Here is a 19,659-nt window from a genome sequence, read left to right as displayed (position 1 = left end):
GTGAGTCGATGTCCCGGCGGTATCCCCTGGACAGACCGGCCTCTGTGCATGGAATCCGCAGAAGCGCATCGTAGTGATGCGGCGATTGGCCGAGGGACAGTGTGGTTTTGCCAGTGTCACACTTGCGTCGGCGCACATGTCGTATCGATGAGCCTTGGACAGGATCCACTCCCGCCCACCTGCCATCGAGCGAATCCTGTCGTGGGCTCACCGCGCACCACCCCACGCACGATCGTCAGCAAGGGGGCCGGGGATGGATTCCCGAACCGAGCCTGCAGATTCCGCATCCGCATCCGCATCCGCGTCATCCACGTCCGCATCCGCGTCCGAGTCGGCGCCGGAACCGGAGTCGGCCGACGCCGCTCCAGCCGTGTCCAGGCCGTCGCGCGCAGTCGCGTGGGCGCCCGCCCGCGCGTACCTGGCTGGGAGGCCGGACCTCCGGGACACCGCGGCGCGTCCGCCGCTCGTGCGCGAGCTGCTGCTCGTCGTCGGCCTGCTCCTCGTCTACAAGGTCGGCCGCCAGTTGGCCACCGGCCACACCGTCGAGGCGTTCGCCAACGCGCACCGCGTCTGGGGCGCCGAGCGCACCCTGCGCCTGCCGGGCGAGAGCGCCGTACAGACCGCCCTGCTGCACAGCGACACCCTGGTGCGCCTCGCGAACACCTACTACGCGACCGTGCACTTCCCGGCCACCGCGGCCTTCCTGATCTGGCTCTATCTGCGCCGCCCCGTGCACTACATGTGGGCGCGCCGCGTCCTCGCCCTGGTCACCGCCGCTGCCCTGGCCGGCCACCTCATCTTCCCGCTCGCGCCGCCGCGGCTGCTCGCGGAGTCCGGCCTGCTCGACACCGGCCAGGTGTACGGGCCCTCGGTCTATGGGGCGCACCCTGCGACGGACGCGATGGCGAACCAGTTCGCCGCCATGCCCTCGCTGCACTTCGGCTGGGCGCTGATGGTCGCGATCGGGCTGATCGCCGCGACCCGGTCGCGCTGGCGCCGGCTGTGGCTGCTGCATCCGCTTTTGACCCTGACGGTGATCGTGGGTACCGCGAACCACTACTGGCTGGACTCGGTCGTCGCCGCCGGGCTGCTGGGGATCGCGCTCGCCGTGGTACGAGCGCCGCGCCGTACGGCGACGAGCGCGCTCCGGGACCAGGAGCACGGCCGCGCCCGCGTCCCCGCGCAGGACCGGCCGGAACTCGTCGGGGCGGGGCGATGAACCCGACCCTTGTCGCCATCGTCCTGTCGCTGTTCTCCGCCGTCGCGTACGCTGCCGCGGCCGTCGCCCAGGAGCGGCTCGCCGCCCGCTCGTCCGGCGCGGGCACGCTGCGCCTGCTGGCCTACGGCGCCTGGTGGTGGTCGGTGGTGCTGAACGCCTCGGCCGCGCTGCTGCACGTCGCCGCACTCAAGTACGGAACGCTCACGCTGGTGCAGCCTCTCGGCGCGCTCACCCTGGTCGCGGCCGTCCCGCTCGGCGCACGGGTCGCCGGCCGCAGGGTCAGCCCCGTCGAGTGGCGCGGTACGGCGCTCACCTTCATCGGCCTCGCGGCGCTGCTCGTCACGGCGTCCGGGCCCGCCCCCGACGACGTGCTCAGCCTGCCTCAGGCGGTGGCCGTCGCCGGGACGACGGCCGTGGTCATCGGCGCCCTGTCGCGCGGCGCGCGGCCGGGGCTCCGGCACGCGACGGCCTCCGGGTTCGCCTCGGGTGTCGCCTCCGCCCTCACCCAGACCGTGACGGTGGCCGCAACGGACCGTACGGGCCCGCTGCTGAGTGCCCAGGTGATCGTGGTGGCGCTGCTGGTCGCGGTCTTCGCGGCGGGCGGGCTGCTGCTGTCGCAGACCGCATATCAGGGAGGCCTAGGTGCTCCGTTGGCGGTTGTGACGCTGGCCAACCCGCTGGCCGCCGCCGCGATCGGTCTGTCACTGCTCGGCGAGCGCCTCCAGGGCGGAGCGGCGGGAGTCCTGCTCGCGCTGGCGGGAGCGTCGGTCGCGGGCTGGGGCGTGGTGACCCTGTCGCGGTCGGCTCCGCAACCGGCGGCGGACGCGGGCGCGGTCACGTCCCGACGGATCCGCTGGCGGTAAAGGACCATTCGGTTGCGGCGGTGCCGGCCCTGGAGCCGGGATCGGCGGCGTACGAACTTCAGGCGCTCTTCAGGGAAGTCACCCAAGGCCACGGGCGACGGCGGGCAACCTGCCTGCCGTCGCCCAGGCATGATGCCGGACCACTCAGTTGGTGAGGCCGCCCTCCTCGTACGGACGACTGGCCAGACCAGAGGCTGGGGACCCGCCTGCTGCGCGACCTTGGCCACCACGCACTCACGCGAAGCAGGCGTCTCCTTCATGCCACTCGCACTCACGACTAGGCAGAGGCTGCCGCATCGCTACACGGGCCGAACGACGACCCGGTGGACCGACTCCGGCATTGCGCGGAGTGCGTCCCACAGCCTGGGGGATCGAGTTGTGAACCTGATGTCGCGATCCAGCAGTTGACGACCGCAAGCGCGATCCCTGGTTCTCAGGGGCAAGTATCTGTGTGAGGCCCGTCAAATCACCGGTGTTCGCGGCAGTTCTGAATGCCGCCACCAGGTGACGATGCGACTCAGTGGGAACCGGTTTCCCGCCGTCAGCATCGAGGCGGGCCTGGGCCCGCCGGACCAACTGCCGTGCATTTGGGACGCTGGTGTCAAGCAGTCTCGCAAGATCGGTATAGGCATAGTCGAAGCCCTTACGGAGGACGTAGGCGGCCAGTCCATCTGGCGTAAGCCTCGCCATGAGCCGTGCCAAAGCCTCTTCGATCGCCACCGTTTGCTCGGCCCGCAGCACGGGGTCCTGGATGGTCGGATCCGTGACATTTCTCAAGTGAGACTCGCTCGCGACCTCGTGGCGGTGCCGCGCTGACTGGATGACGTTGATCGCCAGCCGCGACGTGACGGTCGTCAGGAACGCTGCCGGGTTCTCGACCCGTGCACGGTCGGTGCGCTGCCAGCGCACCCACACATCCTGGACCACGTCTTCTGCTCTTGAGGCGTCGTCGAGGATCTGATACGCAGTGCGGAACAGCCGCGCTCGCTGGGCCAAGAAGATGTCGAGAGCCAGGTCCATGTCGTCCTTGGTCGCCCGGACGCCCTCGACTCGGATTGCCGTCGTCTCCCCGCTGCACGCGAACATTGTGGACTCCTTCTGGTGGACAGCGCCCGCACAGGGCGATGGCTCCACCCTCGGTCCGCGGCACGGTTCACCGCGCCCTGGGAGTCCGTGGTCAAGTCCGGGGCAAGTCCGTGGGTCCTACGCACCGTTTCACGTGGGTGACATCGCGCTTGCATTCCTTGTGCCCGCAGGTGATTCGACTGCTAGCGCATCCGGAAGCGCACGACGCGAGTTGATCCCAAGCTTCGTGTACACCTTCCTGAGATGCCACTCCACGGTGTGAGGGCTGATGAACAGCTCCGCACCGATACTCGGATTCGTCATGCCCTTGGCGGCGAGAGCGGCGATCTGTGACTCCTGAGGGGTCAGAGCCGTCACCGGCTTGGTGCTCCGTGCCCGCACATGCTCGCCAGTCGCCAGCAGCTCGCGGCGAGCGCGTTCGGCAAACGCGTTCGCCCCCATTGTGTCGAACATCTCGTGGGCCATGCGCAGGTGCTCGCGAGCCAGCGAACGGTGGCGGCTTCGGCGCAGCCATTCGCCGTACAGCAGGTGGGTTCGAGCCGCTTCTACGGCTACACGATCATGCGTGAGCTCCTTGATGGCTAGCCTGTACAGGTCATCCGCCTCATCACCATCGGTGAGCAATGCCTGACTGCGCGCGGTGACGCCTCGGGCCCACCCGGAATCGGCAGCGCGAGTGAACTCGATCAGCCGGCCTAGCGAGGTGCGGGCCTGGTCGAGCTCGCCACACCGGGTCGCCGCCTCGATGTGTTCCACCAACGACAACCCAGAGAAGTTGAATCCGTCATGCTCGACGCCCGAGCGTGCGGCCGCCAAGGCCTCGTCGTAGCGAGCCAGGCCGTTGAGCAGCACGCCCTGTATATAGCCGGTTGCCCCTAGGAGGGACACTTCACCACGTTGTGCAGCGCTTGCTCTGGCGTCTTTGATGAAGTCGGCGGCAATGCCCTCGTCACCTCGCCAGGCGGCGAGGACCAACGTTGCATACTTGTGAGGTGCATGGCCGGTCGCCGCCGCGATCGCGTCGGCTTCATCGATCATCCGCGCTGCCTCGGCGAAGTCGCCGGTGTGGATGTGCACGCCGCTGGCGTAGACCAGAGCCGGTTGCAGCGCTCCAAGCGCTCCGATGTCTCGAGCAAGACGTACCGCACGGGAAGACAATGTGTCCCAGGCATTCAGGTCCCAGGCGTAGTGTATGAACGCCTCCAGGGCGACCGGAGCCGACAGAAGCCAGCGCACTGTTGCTTCCCGGGTGGTCAGCTCCTCGTTCGCAAGGGGTTCCAGCGCACGGCGCAATGCCGGGCCACCTGTCTCGTAGTCGTCCGCGAGAAGAGCGGACACGCCGCTCAGCAACAGGTCAGCGGCTTTGGACCCCGAGGGAGGCGCTCCAGACCCGCGCGATGCGATTGCTGCGGCGCGAGCACCTGCCGGACCGTGGACCCTGCCCGCAAAAATGGTCGCGCTTATGGCCTCGAGGTAGGTCTCCCGAGCCAAGGGCGACGCCGCTCCTGCGAACTGCGCGGCGGCGTCCAGGAGAAGCGGTGCCGCCTCGTCGCTGCGGCTACGGGCGAACAGGATTCTTGCACGCAGACGCGCCAACCGGGCGCGATCCAGGGGGCTGAGGGGGCAAAGCTCGGCCAACGTCGCCTGCTCGGTGGCGCGGTCTGGAGATGCCGCGGAAAAATTTGCCTCGGCTGCTGCGAGAGCTCGGCGTCCCCGTGCCCAAGGGGTCGGCGTCAGCTCGGCTGCACGTTGAAGCAGTACGGCCTCGGCGGCCACGCCGCCGCGCTGTCGCGCTCGGCCGGCCGCCTGTTCCAACCCCATGGCGACTTCCTCGTCGGCCTCATCGACGGCTTGTGCGGCATGCCACGCACGCCGGTCCGGGTCCAAAGCCGGGTCCGTGGCGTCAGCCAGCGCTCCGTGTACTGCTCGGCGTTCTTCAGGATCGGCTTGGTCGTAGACCGCCGAACGGACCAAGGGATGCCGAAACCGAACGGATTCGCCGAACTCGATCAGCCCAGCCGCCTTGGCTGGGGCGGCATCAGGAGTGATCTTCAAAGAAGCAGCGGCACGAAACAGCAAGCGCGCGTCACCGAGGGGTTCTGCGGCGGCGATCAGTAGCAGCATCCGTGTTGGTTCCGGCAGTGAAGCGAGCCGGCTGGCGAAGTCCTGCTCGATGCGGCTCGACACCGTTCTCTGCATGGCCGACGAATCCGGTTGCAAGCCATATGCCAACTCGCCGGCGTTCCGGCCGCGGGAGAACTCGATCAGAGCGAGCGGGTTGCCGTGCATCTCTGCCACGAACCGGTCCCTCACCCGCTTCTCCAGCCGCCCGTTAACCGCGGTCATGAGGAGATCTTCGGCTGCGACCGCATCCAGGCCGCCGACGCGCAGCTCTGGGAGGCCCACGAGTGAGGCCTCACCCTCAGGGTCGCGTACGGCGAAGATCATCGCGACCGCCTCGGCGAGCAGCCGTCGCGCAACGAACTCCAGCGTCTGTAGGGAGACCTGGTCCAGCCACTGTGCGTCGTCGACGAGGACCAGTACTGGACGGGCTTCCGACGCTCGTGCGAGTAGAGACAAAACAGCAAGCCCAACCAGGAAGCGGTGAGGCGGTTCTCCAGACGTCATCCCGAAGGCCACACGCAGCGCATCGCGCTGTGGCCCGGGCAGAGCTTCAACTTCGGCAAGAAACGGCGCACACAACTGGTGCAGGCTTGCGTAGGGCAGCTCCATGTCTGCCTCGTAGCCCCGTGTTCGCGTCACCGTCACTCGTGACGCCTGGTCGGCTGCGTACTCCAGGAGCACAGACTTGCCGATGCCGGCTTCGCCGCGGATTACGCGTACACGAGGGTTGCCTTCGCGTAGATCGGCCAGCAGTTGATCGAGCACCGCGCACTCGTGCTGCCGCCCAATCAGGATGGGAGGCGGGCTAGATGCCATATGGCTCTACTCCTAGTCATGCCGAGGCGGCCCCTCAAAGCGATGGGCGGGACCATCCTCAACGATACCCAAGGACCCACCGTGTGACATGACAGTGTGGATTGCTCAGTGTGATAGTGAAAGCAAGTGTCCGGAACGAGGGAGACAACCAGCGACCTCGGCGGTCCTCTCGGCAAAAGAGGTTTGCCGAGACTGTCACACACGGTGCTGCTGCCCGGTCTAGCGATGTCTGTCGTCCGACTGTCGTCCGAGGAGTCTCGATGTCGAAGTTGCAGCCATTGTCCGGTCGCCAGGGCCAGGGGCAAGGCTCAGGCATCCGGAGGGGCGTAGCAGGTTTGCCACCGTAGGGGCCAGGGCTGCGGTGGGCCCGGTATCGGTGTAGCTCTCTCCGGGTTCCTCCCAGTCAGCAGGCCTCGAAGACACCACGGCATGACCCAACAACCTACGGAGAACCGCATGTCATCGGTCGGACATCAACTCGCCACATCCGTTCTCGTGGTGGGAACCGGCGCGTCAGGACTTCGAGCAGCCATCGAAGTTGCCGAGGCTGGAGTCTCGGTCATCGCAGCGGGCAAGTCTGTAGCCGGCGGCGCCCACAGTGCCATCACGTCTGGTGCTGTCAAAACGGCATCGGTTCCTGCCCGTCCCTCGACCACCTGGGAGCAACGCGCCGCTCGTATGCTGCTGAAGAGCCATTCTTTGGCCGATACGCACGCTGTGCTCAATGTGGCCCGTAACTGCCCCAAAGCGTTCCACGACATGGAAAATTACCCGAGCTTCCTTCTTCATCGCGGTCACTTCGAAAGTGGAATGCATAGAGCGTTGCGAGAACGAGCGGATCAGCTTGCCATTCCCATGCTTTCGAGACTGTATGTCACCCGACTTCTCGTCGACGACGGGGTAATATTTGGAGCTTACGGGTTTGACCTTGTCGATGGTTCACGTTACACCGTTCACGCTGACGCAGTCATCCTTGCCATGGGCGGCCACACGCGCCTGTGGCAACGTACATCTTCGCGCCGAGGTGAGAATACCGGAGACTCCTTCCGGCTTGCCGTTGACGCAGGTGCTCGCCTGCGCGACGCTGAGATGGTTCAGTTCTGCCCATACGGTCTGGTTGAGCCAGAAAATGCCGCCGGTACGCTTGTCTCCGACGCTGTAGGAGATGCAGGTGGAATTCTCCTCAACAATCTGGGTGAGCGTTTCATGCGACGCTATGACCCCGAACGTATGGAGTTGACACATCCGGAAAAGGTGGCTTTGGCATCCCATGCAGAGATCAAAGAGGGCCGGGGCACTCGTGGGGGTGGTGTGTGGCTCGACCTGTCTCACCTGCCCCGAGAGACCGTGCTCACGCGACTCCCTGGCCTGCATCAAGCTTTGATCGATCTGCAGATGGTTGACATCACCCGCGACCCGGTCGAGGTTGCGCCGACCGCCCACTACTCGCTGGGCGGTGTCTGGGTGCGGCCCGAAGATCACAGCACCGATGTCTCCGGACTGTTTGCTACCGGGGAGACGGCAAGTGGTCTCCATGGAGGATATGGGCTGGAGGGTGATTTGCCGCTTGAACTGCTTGTTTATGGGCAGATCGTTGGACAAGCCGCGGTTGATTACTCGGCCGGTCTCACAGGCCAGCAGCGATCCAAAGGAGCCGTTCGAGCTGCGGAAGCAGACGTGAACCGGCTCCTTTCGGCCGACGGTGATCAAAACGTCCGGGCCATGCAGCGGTCAGTGCGACGTCTAATGACTGAGCGCGCCGGAGTCTTGAGGCACGAAGCCGGGCTTATTGCTGGACTGGCCGAACTGGACGAAATCGAGTCGCGGATGGAGGGCATAGGGGTGCACGTCGAAATCAGTGGATTTCAAGATCTTGCGTACGTGTTTAACCTTAGGTCGGCCGTCCTCAGTGCGCGAGCGACACTTGAATCAGCGTTGGAGCGGCGGGAAACACGTGGGTGCCACACTCGCTCGGACTATCCGAATGTCGACCCAGAACTGAAAGTCAATATGGTATGGTCGCCGACGGCTGGGGTAAGCCGGGAACCTGTTGCGCCAATTCCAGCCGACATCGCCAAATTGATGAGCGGTATGTCTGCGGACAACATGCCGACCGAGTGAGAAAATCTCCCCAGAGCTGCTTTTGCTTGACGGGGGATTTTCGTGGCGGTGATCGGACTCCCGTGGTCCAGGACGCTGACGATGCCCTGGACTGCCACGGCTACGAACATGGAGGGCACCGCTCAAGGAACCATGTCCCTGCCGATCGTCCCGGAGCGGTCGTTGCTCTTCCTGATCGCGCTCCTGGACGGTGCTGACGACGAGTCCCAGGAAGAGGACTGAGTCGAGGCGTCCCGACAGCCTGACGGCAGCTGCGGTACAAGTACGGAGGCCCCTGAGCCGAGGGCCGCCTCAGCCGCCTGCACCCAACCGATACGGCGGGGGGAGAGAGAGCAGATGCGCGGGCCCGGACATCGCTCCCGAACCGGCCACAGGCCGCCGGCGGCTGCGCCGCGCCCGTGTGTCGGCTGCCGCCCAATTGCCGCAGCCCTTGCGTGCGGTGCGTGTCGCCGAGGTGCGCCGAGAGAGCGCCAACGCGCTCACCCTGGTCTTTGAGGACGCCGCCGTTCCCGGACGGCCGTTCGACTTCCGGCCGGGACAATACTTCACGCTCGCCGCCGACCGCGACGGCGCGCCTTGCTGGCGTGCCTACTCGGCCACCTCCGTGCCCGGTACCGGGCAGTTGCACCTGACGGTCAAACGCGTCGAGCAGGCCGCTTCTTCGCCCACGTGCACCAGCAGGTGCGCGTGGGCGACCGGCTCTCGGTGCGGGTGCCTCGGGCACCTTCGACGTCGGCACCCCCGCGCCCGAGCGGACGGTGCTGATCGCGGCAGGCAGCGGCATCACCCCCATGATGAGCATGATCCGCACCCAGCTCGCCGCCGGCGACGGCGGACCCATCGCCCTGCTCTACAGCAACCGCGCCCGCCAGGAGGTCATCTTCGGCGACGAGCTGGACCGGCTGGCCGCCGCTCATCGCGGCCGCCTGCCGTGGGCGTGGCCATGCAGCACTCCTGCACGGTGGGCAACTGCGGCGAGTGCATGGTGCGCCTGTGCCACGGCCAGGTCACCCAGGCCGAACCCAACTGCTTGACCGAGGAGCAGAAAGCAGCCGGGTACGTCCCGGCCTGCACCAGATGCCCCCTCTCCACGCTGGTCGTGGACATCGCGCCGCCCCACCCCGACTCACCCGAAACCTGAGACGACCGCCCCCCTCAGGCCGCCCCAGGCCTGCACCGGTCACCGAACGACCGCTGCGGGACGCGGGCGAAGCCGGTCCGGCAGGTCAGAGCGACGAGCCGCGCGCCGTGGCGGGCGCCGAGCTTGTGCGATTCTCCCCACGGTCAGGCGAGGTCGCCGAGGTACCGGGTAGGGGACTTGCCGTGGGCGAGGCCGGCGATCAGGGGGCGCAGGCCGTGGGGCAGAAGGTTGAGGCCCGTCACCTTCTTCAACTCCACCCATTCCAGGCCGGTCTGCACATCGTCTGCGGCGTGGCCACCGAGCTGTTCCGGGTCGCCCTCGGGCTGGCACAGGAAGATCGCTTCGACCCGGTGGTCTTCCGGGGCGCCGCCGTGGCGGGAGCCGATGTACTCGCACAGCCACAGCAGACGCTGGGGTGTGACGTCCAGACCGGTCTCCTTGTGGACCTCGCGGCGGACCGTGAAGCCGAGAGTCTCGCCCGGGTGCTGGCCACCGCCGGGCAGGAAGCAGCGGTCCTGGCCCTCCCAGCAGGCGCGTTGGACCAGGATGCGGCCCTCGTTCAGGACGACGGCATTGGCCGCATTGCGGACGGTCCTCGCCTCGCTCCTGATGGGGGCGTGACACTTTGCGACAGCCCCTGGCTAGGAGAGTTTGAGAAGCAGTTCGCTGAGCTCGCTCGGCATGGTGATCATGCAGTCGTGGCCAGTCGGCAGCTCCCAGACCTGGGCGGCAGTGCCGTTGGGTTGGATCGAAGGGACGGCGCGACGGGTGACGCCCTCCGGCATGGCGCCGACATTGTGAATGTGCGTGCGCGGGATCGCGTCAACGGCTGGGTTGCCCAGGTGCACCGGCTGCTGCAGACAGCGCACCGGCTGGTCCGAGAGCATCCCGCGCAGCCAGGCGACGTCGGCCGGGTCGGTGACGCCGAACAGGCCGAAGGGCGCGGGCTGCTCGGGCATCGGGGGCACGCGCCAGCCGCTCTCGGACTTCTCCGCGAGTTCGATCAGATGCCGTGTCACGGGTTGGACGTCAACTGCAGACTCGCCGTCCTCCGGGACCATCGCGTCGAGGTACACCAGGTGCGCGATGCGTTCCGGAATCCGGTTGGCCGCAGAGGAGATCACCAGCCCTGCGTAGCTGTGGCCGACCAGTACGACGTCGCTGAGGTTCTCGTCGGTGATCAGCCCGACCACGTCGTCCACGTGCGTATCGAGACCCACCTCCGGACCGAGCAGGTGTGCCTTGTCGCCGAAGCCGGTCAGGGACGGCGCGAATACCTGCTGCCCGGCGGCCTCCAGCAGCGGTACCACCCGCTCCCAGCACCGTGCGTTGTGCCAAGCACCGTGTACCAGCATAAAAGTGGACATCGATCTTCCTTCGTGGGAGCAGAAGAGCACGGTCACGCGCGTGCCGCTGGTTCGCGGCACGGGCAGTTACCTTTCGTGCCTCGGTATTGTTTGAGTACCAAGAACATGCTGGTGCACACTGCGCGCCGCAGGCAATAAGGCACTTTTCTGTGCCCCGGTTCTCTGGAGGTAACCATGGACGCGGCACAGGGCGATCCGCAGTCGGAGGCGCGGCCCAGCGATGCGTGCCGGACCCGGGTGGTGCTCGACATCGTCGGAGACAAGTGGTCGCTGCTGGTCGTGCGCAATCTCAGGGATGGACCGCGCCGTTTCACCGAGCTCAAAAGGGCCATCGACGGAATCAGTCAGCGCATGCTCACCGTGACGCTGCGCAGCCTGGAGCGCGACGGAATCCTGACCCGCACCGTCCACAACGTGATGCCGCCGCATGTCAGTTATGAGCTCACAGAGATGGGCATGACCCTGCGCGAGGCCACCGCGCCTCTGCTCGAATGGAGCGTCGCGCACCTCGCCCGGATCGATGATGCCCGCGCCGCCTACGATGCCCGCACGGATGCACCTATTGATCAGAAACTCATGGGGTTCTCGTCCAGGACGTAGCGGACGTGTGGGCCGCCGAAGTAGCCGCGGACGATGTGCGGCTGGCGCTGGCGTCTGCGGAAGAAGCGGCGGGTCTCGGCGGCGAGTTCGGCCTGGTTCCGGGCTCGGTGCTGCTTGGGCAGGCTGTGCTTGAGGTCGGCGTTGACGAGTTCGTCGGGGTTGAGCTCGGGCGAGTACGGGGGCAGGAAGTGCAGCTCGACGTCGTCGGGGTGGGCTGCGAGCCAGTCGCGGACCTTCTTCGAGCGGTGGGCGGAGTGCCCGTCGACCACGAGATGGACCTTGTGGTCGAAGTGGCCGGCGAGCCGGTCCAGGAAGCGGCACATCACCTCGGCGGTGAAACTCTCGGTGAAGACCATGAAGTGCATCCGGCCCTTGGTGCTGATCGCCGACATCGCGTTCACCGAGAACCGGTTCCCGGCCCGTCGCACGACGGGGGTCTTGCCCTTCTCTCCCCAGGTGCGGCCTGTGACCTGGTCGGAGCGGATGCCGACCTGGTCGGCGAAGAGAATCTCCCCACCGTCCTCCTTCGCCCTCGCCCGGATCTTGGGCCAGGTCTCGGCGTGCCAGCGCCGGACGGCCTCGGGGTCCTGCTCGACGGCCCTCTTGTCCGGGCGCTGGAAGGAAAGACCCCACCGCTTCAGGTACTTGCCCACCCCCGGTTCGGTCAGCCGTACCCGGTACAGCTTCGCGATCAGGTCACCGATCAGCCGCCGCGTCCACAACTGCCCACTCAGCCCCACGTCACAGGGCCGGTGATCGAGGACCGCCTGCCGCACAGCGGCCTGCTCGGCCTCCCCGAGCACCTGGTGCACCCCGACCGGCTTACCACGCGGCCGCATCACCAGAGCCTCCCGACCGCCGGCCAGCCACTTCGCCCACCAGATGTCGACGGCCTTCAGCGACACCCCGAACACCGCCGCCACGTCCTCACGGTCCCGCCCCGCCACCAACGCGGCCACCGCCCGCAGCCGCAGGGCCTCCTGCGCCGACGGCGACAGATGCCGCGCGTCCCCCACCAGATCGCTCACACCCCTCCAACGACCCAGAACCCAAACCGTTTCGGATCAATATGACCTCATAGCGGGAGGGCAAGCTGAGGGTGACCCGACATCCCCCTTTGAAGTCACGGCCAACCGCGCACGAGGTCGTTAGGGCTCGCAGAGAATCAGCATGCTGGTCTGATCTTCGTGGGGCTGCTGTTGGCGAGGAACGCGGTGACGTCACCAGGTGTCCGGAACCTGGCCGTCGAGGGTGGAATAGTGCAGCCGTGCTCGGTCAGGAGGGGCTGGACTTGGTGAACGGCCCTGGTGACAGTGCTGGTATTGACTCCGAAGAACTGGGCGGGGAGGTCGCGGGTGCCGAGTTCGTCCAATACCGGTTCGGGCATGTCGGTCAGCTCCGGGATGCGCAGCCACCTGGTGCAGGGCTGCGGCGACGGGCGGTCAACTGACCGCGGGTTCCTGGCTGCGCTGGTGCCGCCGCGAGATTCAGGTGCCCGGATCAAGTTCGGCGTGGACGGTCAACTCCGTGCGGGTGGTGGTCGCCGCGATGCTGTTCACAATGACGTCGTGGCTGGTCAGCGGTCGGCCGTGCCAGTTCATGGAGATGCGGGAGAACAGCCGGTGCTCGATTCTGTTCCACTTCGAGGCGCCCGGCGGCATGTGGCAGACCGTGATGTCCAGACCCGTCCCGGCGCCCAGGACGGCGAGTTCCATCTTCCAGGCGCGAGTGCGGTAGCCGTTGGATCCGCCCGCGTCCGCCGTGACCAGCAGACGGGTCGCGGCCGGATAGTCGTGTCGGCGCCGGGCCTGCCACCACCGACGGATGGAGGCGACAGCGAACGCGGCGGTGTCGTGATCGGTGCCGACACTGGCCCAGCCGGTGTTCTCGGCGATGTCGTAGATCCCATAGGGGATCGCCTTGCCTGGTCCTTGTCGGTCCAGGAAGTCGTGCGTCTTGGCCAGGGTCGGCTCACCGGCCGGCCGCCAGTGGCGGCCCGCGTTCTTGTAGTCGCCGACCAGTTCCTTCTTCTTCGTGTCCACGCTGATCACAGGCCGGCCGACTCCCATGTGCCCTCTGGCCTGCTCGTTGATGTGGCGGAACTGGGCATCCCGGTCCGGGTGTTGCCTGCCCTCGACGGTCTTGGCTCCGACCTTCAGGCTGAAGCCCTCCTCCCGCAGCAGGTCCCCGACCGTGTCCGCGCTCACCCGCTGCCCCTGACCGGTGAGCTCGGCCGCCAGGCTCCCGGTCGACTTCACTGTCCAGCGCGGTGGCGACATCGGATCACCCCGCTCATGGGGTTCCACCAGGGCCAGCAGCGCAGGCCGCAGTTCCGGATCAAGGTCCGCGGCCCTCTTCCGGCCACCGCCCGGCCCGCGCACCCGGCCCAGAGGGTCCTCGTCGGCCTCCAGTTCGTCCACGCCCTTGCGGACCGTCGTCTCGCTGACCCTGGCCGCCCCGACACCGCCGTGATCCAGGATCCGGGCCTCGGCCCCCATCATCAGCCGTCTCTGTCGTTCATCGAGGTGAGGGAACAACACCTCGATTCTCACAACGAGTTGACCGCGAACCTCGTCAGAGACGCTCACACCACAACAACGAGCCGCATCACGGGAAGCAACACGTTGATTCTCTGCGAGCCCTTAGACCGTGTCCTACGTGGTGAGGCGGACGAGGCGCTTGTAGCAGCAGAGGGCGGCGGCGAGTCCGAGAAAGGCCAGGTAGTTACGGGGATTGCGCTCATAGCGGGGGCTGAGTCTGCGGTAGCCAGACATCCACGACATCGTCCGCTCGATCACCCACCTGCGACGCCCCAACCGTTCGCTTGACTCGATGCCTTTGCGGGCGATCCGGACTCCGATGCGCTTGCCGCGTAACCATTTACGCAGGTCCGGGCGGTCGTAGGCTTTGTCCGCGTGCAGGCGCTGGGGTTTGAAGTACCGGCCGCGATGGGGGTCGTGTCTCGTTTGGTGACCCAGCACCATGGGCTTCAGTCCCTGGCTGTCGTGGGTGTTGGCGGCCGAGACGCCGACGACCAAGGGCAGTCCGTTCGCATCCGACAGGATGTGCATCTTGGAACCCGGCTTGCCTCGGTCCACGGGGCTCGGACCTGTGTGTTCGCCCCCTTTTTAGCCCTGACATGGGCGGTGTCGAGGACGACACGGGTGACGTCGATGAGGCCGGCGTCATCGAGACGATGCAGGACGGTCTCGTGCAGGCGGCCCCAGACGCCGGCTCTGGACCAGATCAGGAACCGGCGGTGCGCGGTCGACTTCGATATCCCGAAGCAGGGCGGCAGAGCCCGCCAGGCACAACCGCTGACCAGCACGTAGATGATCGCCGCGAACAGCGTCTCATCAGGCGTGTCTTGCGTACCGCCGCCCTGCGGCCGCACCCTCGACGGAGGGATCAGCGGCTTCGCGATCTCCCACAGCCCGTCCGGAACAATCCAACTCCACGTACCCCGCCCCATACCGAGGTCAACGACGCCTCACCACGTAGGACACGGTCTAAAGAGGAACGAGGTGACGATCACCTGGGTCACTTCGGGGACGTCGAGCCGGAGCTGCCCTTCCAGGAACCGCAGCGTGACACGCCAGTCTGTCTCATCCCCGCGGAGGAACGACGCGACGGTCTCCTGAACGACATCCCAGAAGAACACGTGGGACAGAACACCGTGCTCGTTGAAGACGTGAGCATCAAACAGGTCCGCGAAGCCCGGCGAGGCCGCCACCAAGTCCCGTACCAACTGAACATCCCGCTCCACAGCACCCCTCCCTGGGCGCTCAGGATAGATCTGCTCCGGCTCCCAACATGATCGGCCGGACAAGTCCTGGCCAGCGTCATCAGGGACTTCGCTCAGCTCCTGACGTCTCACGCTGGAGCGCCGGCGTGTGGTGGATGGCGGGTGGTACTGGTGTGGGAGGTGCTTTGTGGTGTTGAGGGGGATTGGGTGCATTCCTTGGGCGGATTCTGTTGGAGGCGACCTGTGGGTTTTGCCGGGCTGTTCCTCATCAAGGGGGTGTGGCTCGGATGGCCGGGGCGCAGGCTTTCAGTGCGGGTTGCCGCGGGTTCGACTCCTGTCGCCTCTGTCGCCGTTCGCGTCTGCAGGTGTTCGGTGTGGGCCTTGGGCGCAGGGGAGGGCCGGGTGTGGTCGCCCAGACGTTCTGGGGCGTGGCTGTGACTGTGGGTGGGGTTTCTTGCGTTCTTCTGGGTGTTGTTCGCGACGCTCGTGGGTGAGGGGGATGCACGTGGAGTGGTGCTGTTCACCAGCCGTGCTGGGCGTCTCCCAGCACGGTGCTGCCGAGGTGTGCGGCGAGTTTTTCGGCCCGTGGGAGGTCGCCCAGCTTGTCGACGTGGACGAAGACGGTGTGGTGGTCGGCCGGGTTCAGCCAGTTGACGTCGTCGCAGTTGAAGAGGACTTCCACGCCGTCGTACTTGGCAAAGCCGAAGGAGTCCGTCTCGGCGTCGTCCGGCCATGTGCCGTGCCGGCCGATGGAGGCTGTTCCCTTTCCCACGGCTTGTACGAACCGTTCTTCCGCGGTGCCCGCTGGGACGTAGTGCAGGACGGACAGAGGCAGTTCTGGTTCCAGTGCGGAGTCGGGCGCAGTGCTGATCGTCAGGGCGAACTCCACGAAGTCATGTGTCACCGGGTTCCAGCGGGCACGGGAGTGGTGGAACTCGGCGTCGGGCAGCACCGCCGCCATGCGCCGAGTGTCCTCGACGGTGAGCAGATCGGCCATCAGGGTCACTTCGTCGTCGGGCTCCTCCAGTAGAGCGTTGAGGCGCAGCGCCTGCTGCCATGCCTCGACGGCGTCGGTGGTCCGGAAGACGGGGTACGCCCGCGAGTTGCCCATGCGCCCTATCGTCACATCGCAAGTGTCGTCGACGAGCCCGGGTCTGGTAGAAGGAGCGGGTCACGGCGGGCATCGCCGGCCTCCGGTCCGGGAGCGCGCTGGGCGGTGGCTTTGTGCGGTGTGTGCTGGGGCATTGCATCCCACCACTCTCGTGAGTAGTGCGTGGGTGGGGTCAGGGTTCGATGATGAGGTGTTGGATCTGGTTGTTGTGGAGGGTGAACTGGTGGTGGAGGTCGATGGTGCCGCCGGGGAAGTTGCCTTCGAGGTGGTGTGTGGTGGTGTAGTGGGTGGGGTCGGTCTGTTGTGCGGCGGTGAGTTCGGTGGTGTAGGTGAATTCGGTGGCGGAGCGGTTGAGCCACTGTCCGATCGCGGTGGTGCCTTCGTAGGTGTTGCCGTCGTCGGTGACCGTGGCGTCGCTGGTGAAGGCGGTGAGGGCGGTGGCGGTGTCGTGGGCCCGGTGGGCGGTGAGGTAGCGGGTGATGGTCTCGGGCAGGGTGTGCGGGTCGATGGTGTGGGCGTGATGGTTCGGCATGGCGGTCCTTGCGTTGGTGGTGGGGTTTTGGGTGGTGGGTGTGGTGCCGCTGTCGATGACGTGTTCGGCGCCGATGACGGCCGGGGCGCGGTCGGAGACGAGGAAGGCGACGAGTTCGGCGGCTTCATCCGGCCGGTTGGGGCGGTTGAGGGGGATGCCGACCGGTGAGTCCGTGAGCCGGCGCGGGGCGGCTTGGCGGGTGTTGTCCGCCTCGTGTGCGGTCCGGGTGACCGGGTTGTCGGCGGCGGTCGTGCGGAGGAAGCCGGGGGAGACGGTGTTGAGGCGGACGCCGTGCGGGGCGGCCTGGTTGGCCGGGCCTTTGCTGTGGGTGGCTGGTGCGGTCTTGGCGGCCGCGGAGGCGAGGGTGCCGTTCCGCAGGGGCATGTGGCGCTGGATGGAGGTGGCGTGCACGGTCGTGCCCTTGCCGAGTGGGGTCGTTCCCGGCAGCAGGCCGCGGTCGGGACATACCGTGGCCGGCAGGTTGGTGCTGAGTTCCCTGGCCCGGTCCTCCTCACCGAGCGCCGCGAACCGGCCGGCCGGAACCTCGGAGCTGCCGAGGCCGTGGACCAGGATGTCGACGCCTCCCGGGCGAGCCTCCACTTCGGCGACGACATGGCCAGCGCCTTCACCGGTGGACAGGTCGGCGGCGATGAACGTCTTGGCCTCGGCGTCGTCGGGGCGGCTGCGGGCGGTGACGAGCACGTCGGCGCCCGCCTGGGCGAGCCGCCGGGCGACGGCGGCTGCGGTGCCTTGGTTCCGCCGGTGACCAGGGCGCGACGGCCTTGGAGGGATTCACTGACAGTGCTGGTCATCGTGTCGCTTCCGAGTCTCTTCCGGTCCCGGGTGCGCGCGTATGGCACGACCTGTTACTGCTAAAATGGAAGCTACTGACTTCGACTTTAGCAGTAACTTGGGAGGGGGTCGCCATGGCGAGCCGGATCAGGCTGGAGGACCGGGAGTGCCCGCTGTCCACGACCGTGCAGCACGTCGGCGAGTGGTGGACGCTGCTGATCCTGCATGACGCCTTCGACGGCTATACCCGCTTCGATCAGTTCCAGGAGAACCTGGGCATCTCCTCCAGCATGCTCACCGCGCGTCTGAAGACTCTCGTCACGGACGGCCTGCTGGAGCGCCGGCCCTACCAGAGCAACCCCGTCCGTCACGAGTACGTGCTCACCGATCTCGGGCACTCCCTGCGTCCGGTGATCGTCACCCTGGCCGCGTGGGGGAACTCCCGGCTGGCGGCCCGGGAACGCAGCATGATCCTCGTCGACGCGGACACCGGCGAGGAGGTCGAGCCCGTGGTCGTCGACGCCAGGACCGGCCGCCGCCTCGACGACAGCCGCGCCTATGTCTTCACGGCGGGTCCTTCGGCGAGCGACGCCATGCGCAGCCGCTACACCCGGCAGCGGCCGGCAGCCCCACGCGAGGAGCGCACGACGGCCACCGCATGAGGCGGGCGCGAAGAACCGGGCGCATCAAGGGGACCGGCCGCACTGGTCACACGCCACCGCCGGCTGGCCGGTCGGGTATTCGTCCGGCGGGTCCCGCGTCCGTGAGGAGGTACGGCGGCATGGAAATGGCCCGCGCGTGTGGCGGCGTGAGGCAGGAAGCCGCGACCTGGGCCGCCGCGTCGTCGCAGCGCCGAGCGCGCGTCGCTGCGTCAGCAGCCTGATGGTGTCCTCGGCGTTCCGCGCGCGGCCGTCCGCAGGAGTGTGGATGTCCTTGCGCGGGCCACTGCCTGAGACGGTGCGCTGTCAGTGAAGGATGACGCTGACGCCCCGTTTCTCGAGGATCTCCAGGATCAGGTCGAACACCGTGGTCTCACGGTCGCTGACAGGCAGGCGTTCGGCCAGCTGTGCCCGGGTCTTGGCCGAGGAGTCCCAGCGCAGGGTGAAGGGAGCCGTGGCGCCCCACCCGCCGCGAAGGCAGTCGTCGAGGGCGGCGAGGTTCCAGCCGAAGTATCCGCCGGGTCCGTTGACGGCCTCACCGATGGCGCAGTAGAAGCTGTCTTCGTCGGTGATGTGCCGGCCGTCCAGGGTGAACATCTGCCCTGCCGGGGCATCGGGCCTTCTCCGGTGTCTGTATCCCTGGGACCACAGTGCCACCGACAGCCATGCGTGTCTGTCCGCGGGTGCGAGGTCGTGCCACATGCCGGTCCGGTTCAGGTGACCCGTGCGGACCAGGCCTGCGCGACGGCCCGTACCCTCGCTGGCTTTGCCGTCCAGTCGATCCGCTGCTCGGCCGGGAGCGGCTTCTCCCCGGGCTGGACGCACAGGCGATGCGCCTCCTCCAAGTCCGTCATCGGGGTGGGGGCGGCGCCCACCTTCTTCGGGTAGCTCTGGTCGGTGTGCCGGGTCGGTGGCCCGCCGCCGCTGTCTGTTCGCCCGTGGTGTGGCGGCCTCCTTCTGTGTGAGTGCCGGTCGTCGCAGCGCCGGGACGGATCGGCGGCCGGACAGCAGTTGCCGTATCTGATGTTCTGGGCGGGCCTGGTGTGGCCCGCTCCCGTACGGGTTCCCGGCACGGAGGCGGTGGGTTCGGGAGGTGGGAACCCGCGGGTCCGTCGACTGCGCCGACGGCGGCTGTGCTTCGCCCCCTCGGCGCACCGTCGCCGGCCGGCCGCGGCCCCGGCTCTGTCGGCGTGAGCCTGCTGGCCTGCGCCGGACCTTGACGGGCCGCTGACGACGGCAGACGCAGACGCCGCTGCCGCGGCACGCCGCCGTCGGCGACGCACAGGCACGGACAGCGCCGACACCCCTGCGCCCCGGTAGCAGGGCGGTGAGGTGTCGGGGGTTCCCTTGACGGCCGGGAGGCCGCCGGCGTTGCCGGGCGTAGGACGGGCTCCGGCCCGGACCGGGTGATGGGGAGGGTGAGGGCGGTGGCTGGGGGATGGTGTCGGTCTTCGTCGGCGGCACCGCTCTTCTCCGTGTGGGC

The 19,659-nt window shown here is 67.4% G+C and carries 16 protein-coding genes and 3 pseudogenes; 8 read left to right on the top strand and 11 right to left on the bottom strand.

Translation table 11 applies throughout. From position 1 onward, the window contains the following. The first annotated feature begins 466 nt into the window (after positions 1 to 466). A complete protein-coding gene (locus tag AFM16_RS00200; protein WP_306293461.1) occupies positions 467 to 1,219 on the top strand; it encodes a phosphatase PAP2 family protein in 753 nt (250 codons plus the stop codon). Continuing rightward, positions 1,216 to 2,237, top strand: a pseudogene (locus tag AFM16_RS00195) (DMT family protein). The gene AFM16_RS00200 and the pseudogene AFM16_RS00195 overlap by 4 nt, the downstream one beginning before the upstream one ends. Positions 2,238 to 2,316: 79 nt before the next feature. Here the strand turns inward: AFM16_RS00195 and AFM16_RS00190 are convergent. Beyond that, the gene (locus AFM16_RS00190; RefSeq protein ID WP_078631476.1) at positions 2,317 to 3,168 is read right to left on the bottom strand and encodes a sigma factor; all 852 of its coding nucleotides are present in this window, start codon (positions 3,166 to 3,168) and stop codon (positions 2,317 to 2,319) included. Positions 3,169 to 3,297: 129 nt separating this feature from the next. After that, complete coding sequence (locus AFM16_RS00185; protein ID WP_078631474.1) at positions 3,298 to 6,108, bottom strand: helix-turn-helix transcriptional regulator; 2,811 nt, start codon at positions 6,106 to 6,108, stop codon at positions 3,298 to 3,300. 456 nt (positions 6,109 to 6,564) lie between these two features. Between AFM16_RS00185 and AFM16_RS00180 the strand changes: the two genes are divergently transcribed. The 4 genes and pseudogenes from AFM16_RS00180 (at position 6,565) to AFM16_RS39735 (ending at position 9,370) form a co-directional block, all read left to right on the top strand. Then, on the top strand, positions 6,565 to 8,229 hold the full coding sequence (locus AFM16_RS00180; protein ID WP_078631472.1) for an FAD-binding protein: 1,665 nt from the start codon (positions 6,565 to 6,567) through the stop codon (positions 8,227 to 8,229). Between the two features lie 190 nt (positions 8,230 to 8,419). Further along, positions 8,420 to 8,875 (top strand): annotated as a pseudogene (locus AFM16_RS40430) (hypothetical protein); the annotation flags it as partial. A 145-nt stretch (positions 8,876 to 9,020) separates the two neighbouring features. Further along, positions 9,021 to 9,263, top strand: a complete 243-nt coding sequence (locus AFM16_RS39740; RefSeq protein ID WP_306293486.1) for a hypothetical protein — start codon at positions 9,021 to 9,023, stop codon at positions 9,261 to 9,263. Further along, complete coding sequence (locus AFM16_RS39735) at positions 9,173 to 9,370, top strand: 2Fe-2S iron-sulfur cluster-binding protein (protein ID WP_245177936.1); 198 nt, start codon at positions 9,173 to 9,175, stop codon at positions 9,368 to 9,370. Before AFM16_RS39740 ends, AFM16_RS39735 begins: the two co-directional genes overlap by 91 nt. A gap of 143 nt (positions 9,371 to 9,513) precedes the next feature. Here the strand turns inward: AFM16_RS39735 and AFM16_RS00160 are convergent, their stop codons facing one another. Further along, positions 9,514 to 9,981, bottom strand: coding sequence for an NUDIX domain-containing protein (locus tag AFM16_RS00160; protein WP_078631466.1), 468 nt, complete (start codon positions 9,979 to 9,981; stop codon positions 9,514 to 9,516). Between the two features lie 30 nt (positions 9,982 to 10,011). Continuing rightward, the gene (locus AFM16_RS00155; protein ID WP_078631464.1) at positions 10,012 to 10,737 is read right to left on the bottom strand and encodes an alpha/beta fold hydrolase; all 726 of its coding nucleotides are present in this window, start codon (positions 10,735 to 10,737) and stop codon (positions 10,012 to 10,014) included. A 174-nt stretch (positions 10,738 to 10,911) separates the two neighbouring features. Between AFM16_RS00155 and AFM16_RS00150 the strand changes: the two genes are divergently transcribed. Continuing rightward, positions 10,912 to 11,337 carry a winged helix-turn-helix transcriptional regulator gene (locus tag AFM16_RS00150; protein ID WP_078631462.1) on the top strand — a complete coding sequence of 142 codons (426 nt, stop codon included), beginning with the start codon at positions 10,912 to 10,914 and terminating at the stop codon, positions 11,335 to 11,337. Here the strand turns inward: AFM16_RS00150 and AFM16_RS00145 are convergent. From AFM16_RS00145 to AFM16_RS40560, 6 genes and pseudogenes are all read right to left on the bottom strand, one after another. After that, positions 11,304 to 12,365: an IS630 family transposase gene (locus AFM16_RS00145; RefSeq protein ID WP_209313206.1), complete on the bottom strand. Its 1,062-nt coding sequence runs from the start codon at positions 12,363 to 12,365 to the stop codon at positions 11,304 to 11,306. The two genes, AFM16_RS00150 and AFM16_RS00145, sit on opposite strands and share 34 nt — an antisense overlap. Positions 12,366 to 12,827: 462 nt before the next feature. Then, positions 12,828 to 13,838 (bottom strand): annotated as a pseudogene (locus tag AFM16_RS00140) (ISAzo13 family transposase); the annotation flags it as partial. A gap of 153 nt (positions 13,839 to 13,991) precedes the next feature. Beyond that, positions 13,992 to 14,809 (bottom strand): IS5 family transposase gene (locus AFM16_RS38350; protein WP_107418992.1). Its coding sequence is split into 2 segments (ribosomal slippage): positions 13,992 to 14,467 and positions 14,467 to 14,809, totalling 819 coding nucleotides; the frame shifts between segments, so codons are not numbered across the junction. An 18-nt stretch (positions 14,810 to 14,827) separates the two neighbouring features. Further along, a complete protein-coding gene (locus AFM16_RS00125) occupies positions 14,828 to 15,103 on the bottom strand; it encodes a hypothetical protein (protein ID WP_179123232.1) in 276 nt (91 codons plus the stop codon). A gap of 499 nt (positions 15,104 to 15,602) precedes the next feature. Further along, positions 15,603 to 16,193, bottom strand: a complete 591-nt coding sequence (locus AFM16_RS00115; protein WP_078631456.1) for a hypothetical protein — start codon at positions 16,191 to 16,193, stop codon at positions 15,603 to 15,605. A gap of 172 nt (positions 16,194 to 16,365) precedes the next feature. Beyond that, on the bottom strand, positions 16,366 to 17,427 hold the full coding sequence (locus tag AFM16_RS40560; protein WP_370627976.1) for an SDR family oxidoreductase: 1,062 nt from the start codon (positions 17,425 to 17,427) through the stop codon (positions 16,366 to 16,368). Between the two features lie 224 nt (positions 17,428 to 17,651). On the opposite strand from AFM16_RS40560, the gene AFM16_RS00105 reads away from it, so the two are divergent. Then, positions 17,652 to 18,179 carry a winged helix-turn-helix transcriptional regulator gene (locus AFM16_RS00105; RefSeq protein WP_179123231.1) on the top strand — a complete coding sequence of 176 codons (528 nt, stop codon included), beginning with the start codon at positions 17,652 to 17,654 and terminating at the stop codon, positions 18,177 to 18,179. 303 nt (positions 18,180 to 18,482) lie between these two features. Here the strand turns inward: AFM16_RS00105 and AFM16_RS00100 are convergent, their stop codons facing one another. Next, positions 18,483 to 18,773 (bottom strand): barstar family protein, encoded by a 291-nt coding sequence (locus tag AFM16_RS00100; RefSeq protein ID WP_245177570.1) that lies wholly within the window; start codon positions 18,771 to 18,773, stop codon positions 18,483 to 18,485. Positions 18,774 to 19,659 lie beyond the last annotated feature (886 nt).

Origin of the sequence: Streptomyces antibioticus, from assembly GCF_002019855.1 — a bacterium.
Lineage (GTDB): Bacteria > Actinomycetota > Actinomycetes > Streptomycetales > Streptomycetaceae > Streptomyces > Streptomyces antibioticus_B.
This window is presented reverse-complemented; position numbering and strand designations above follow the sequence as displayed.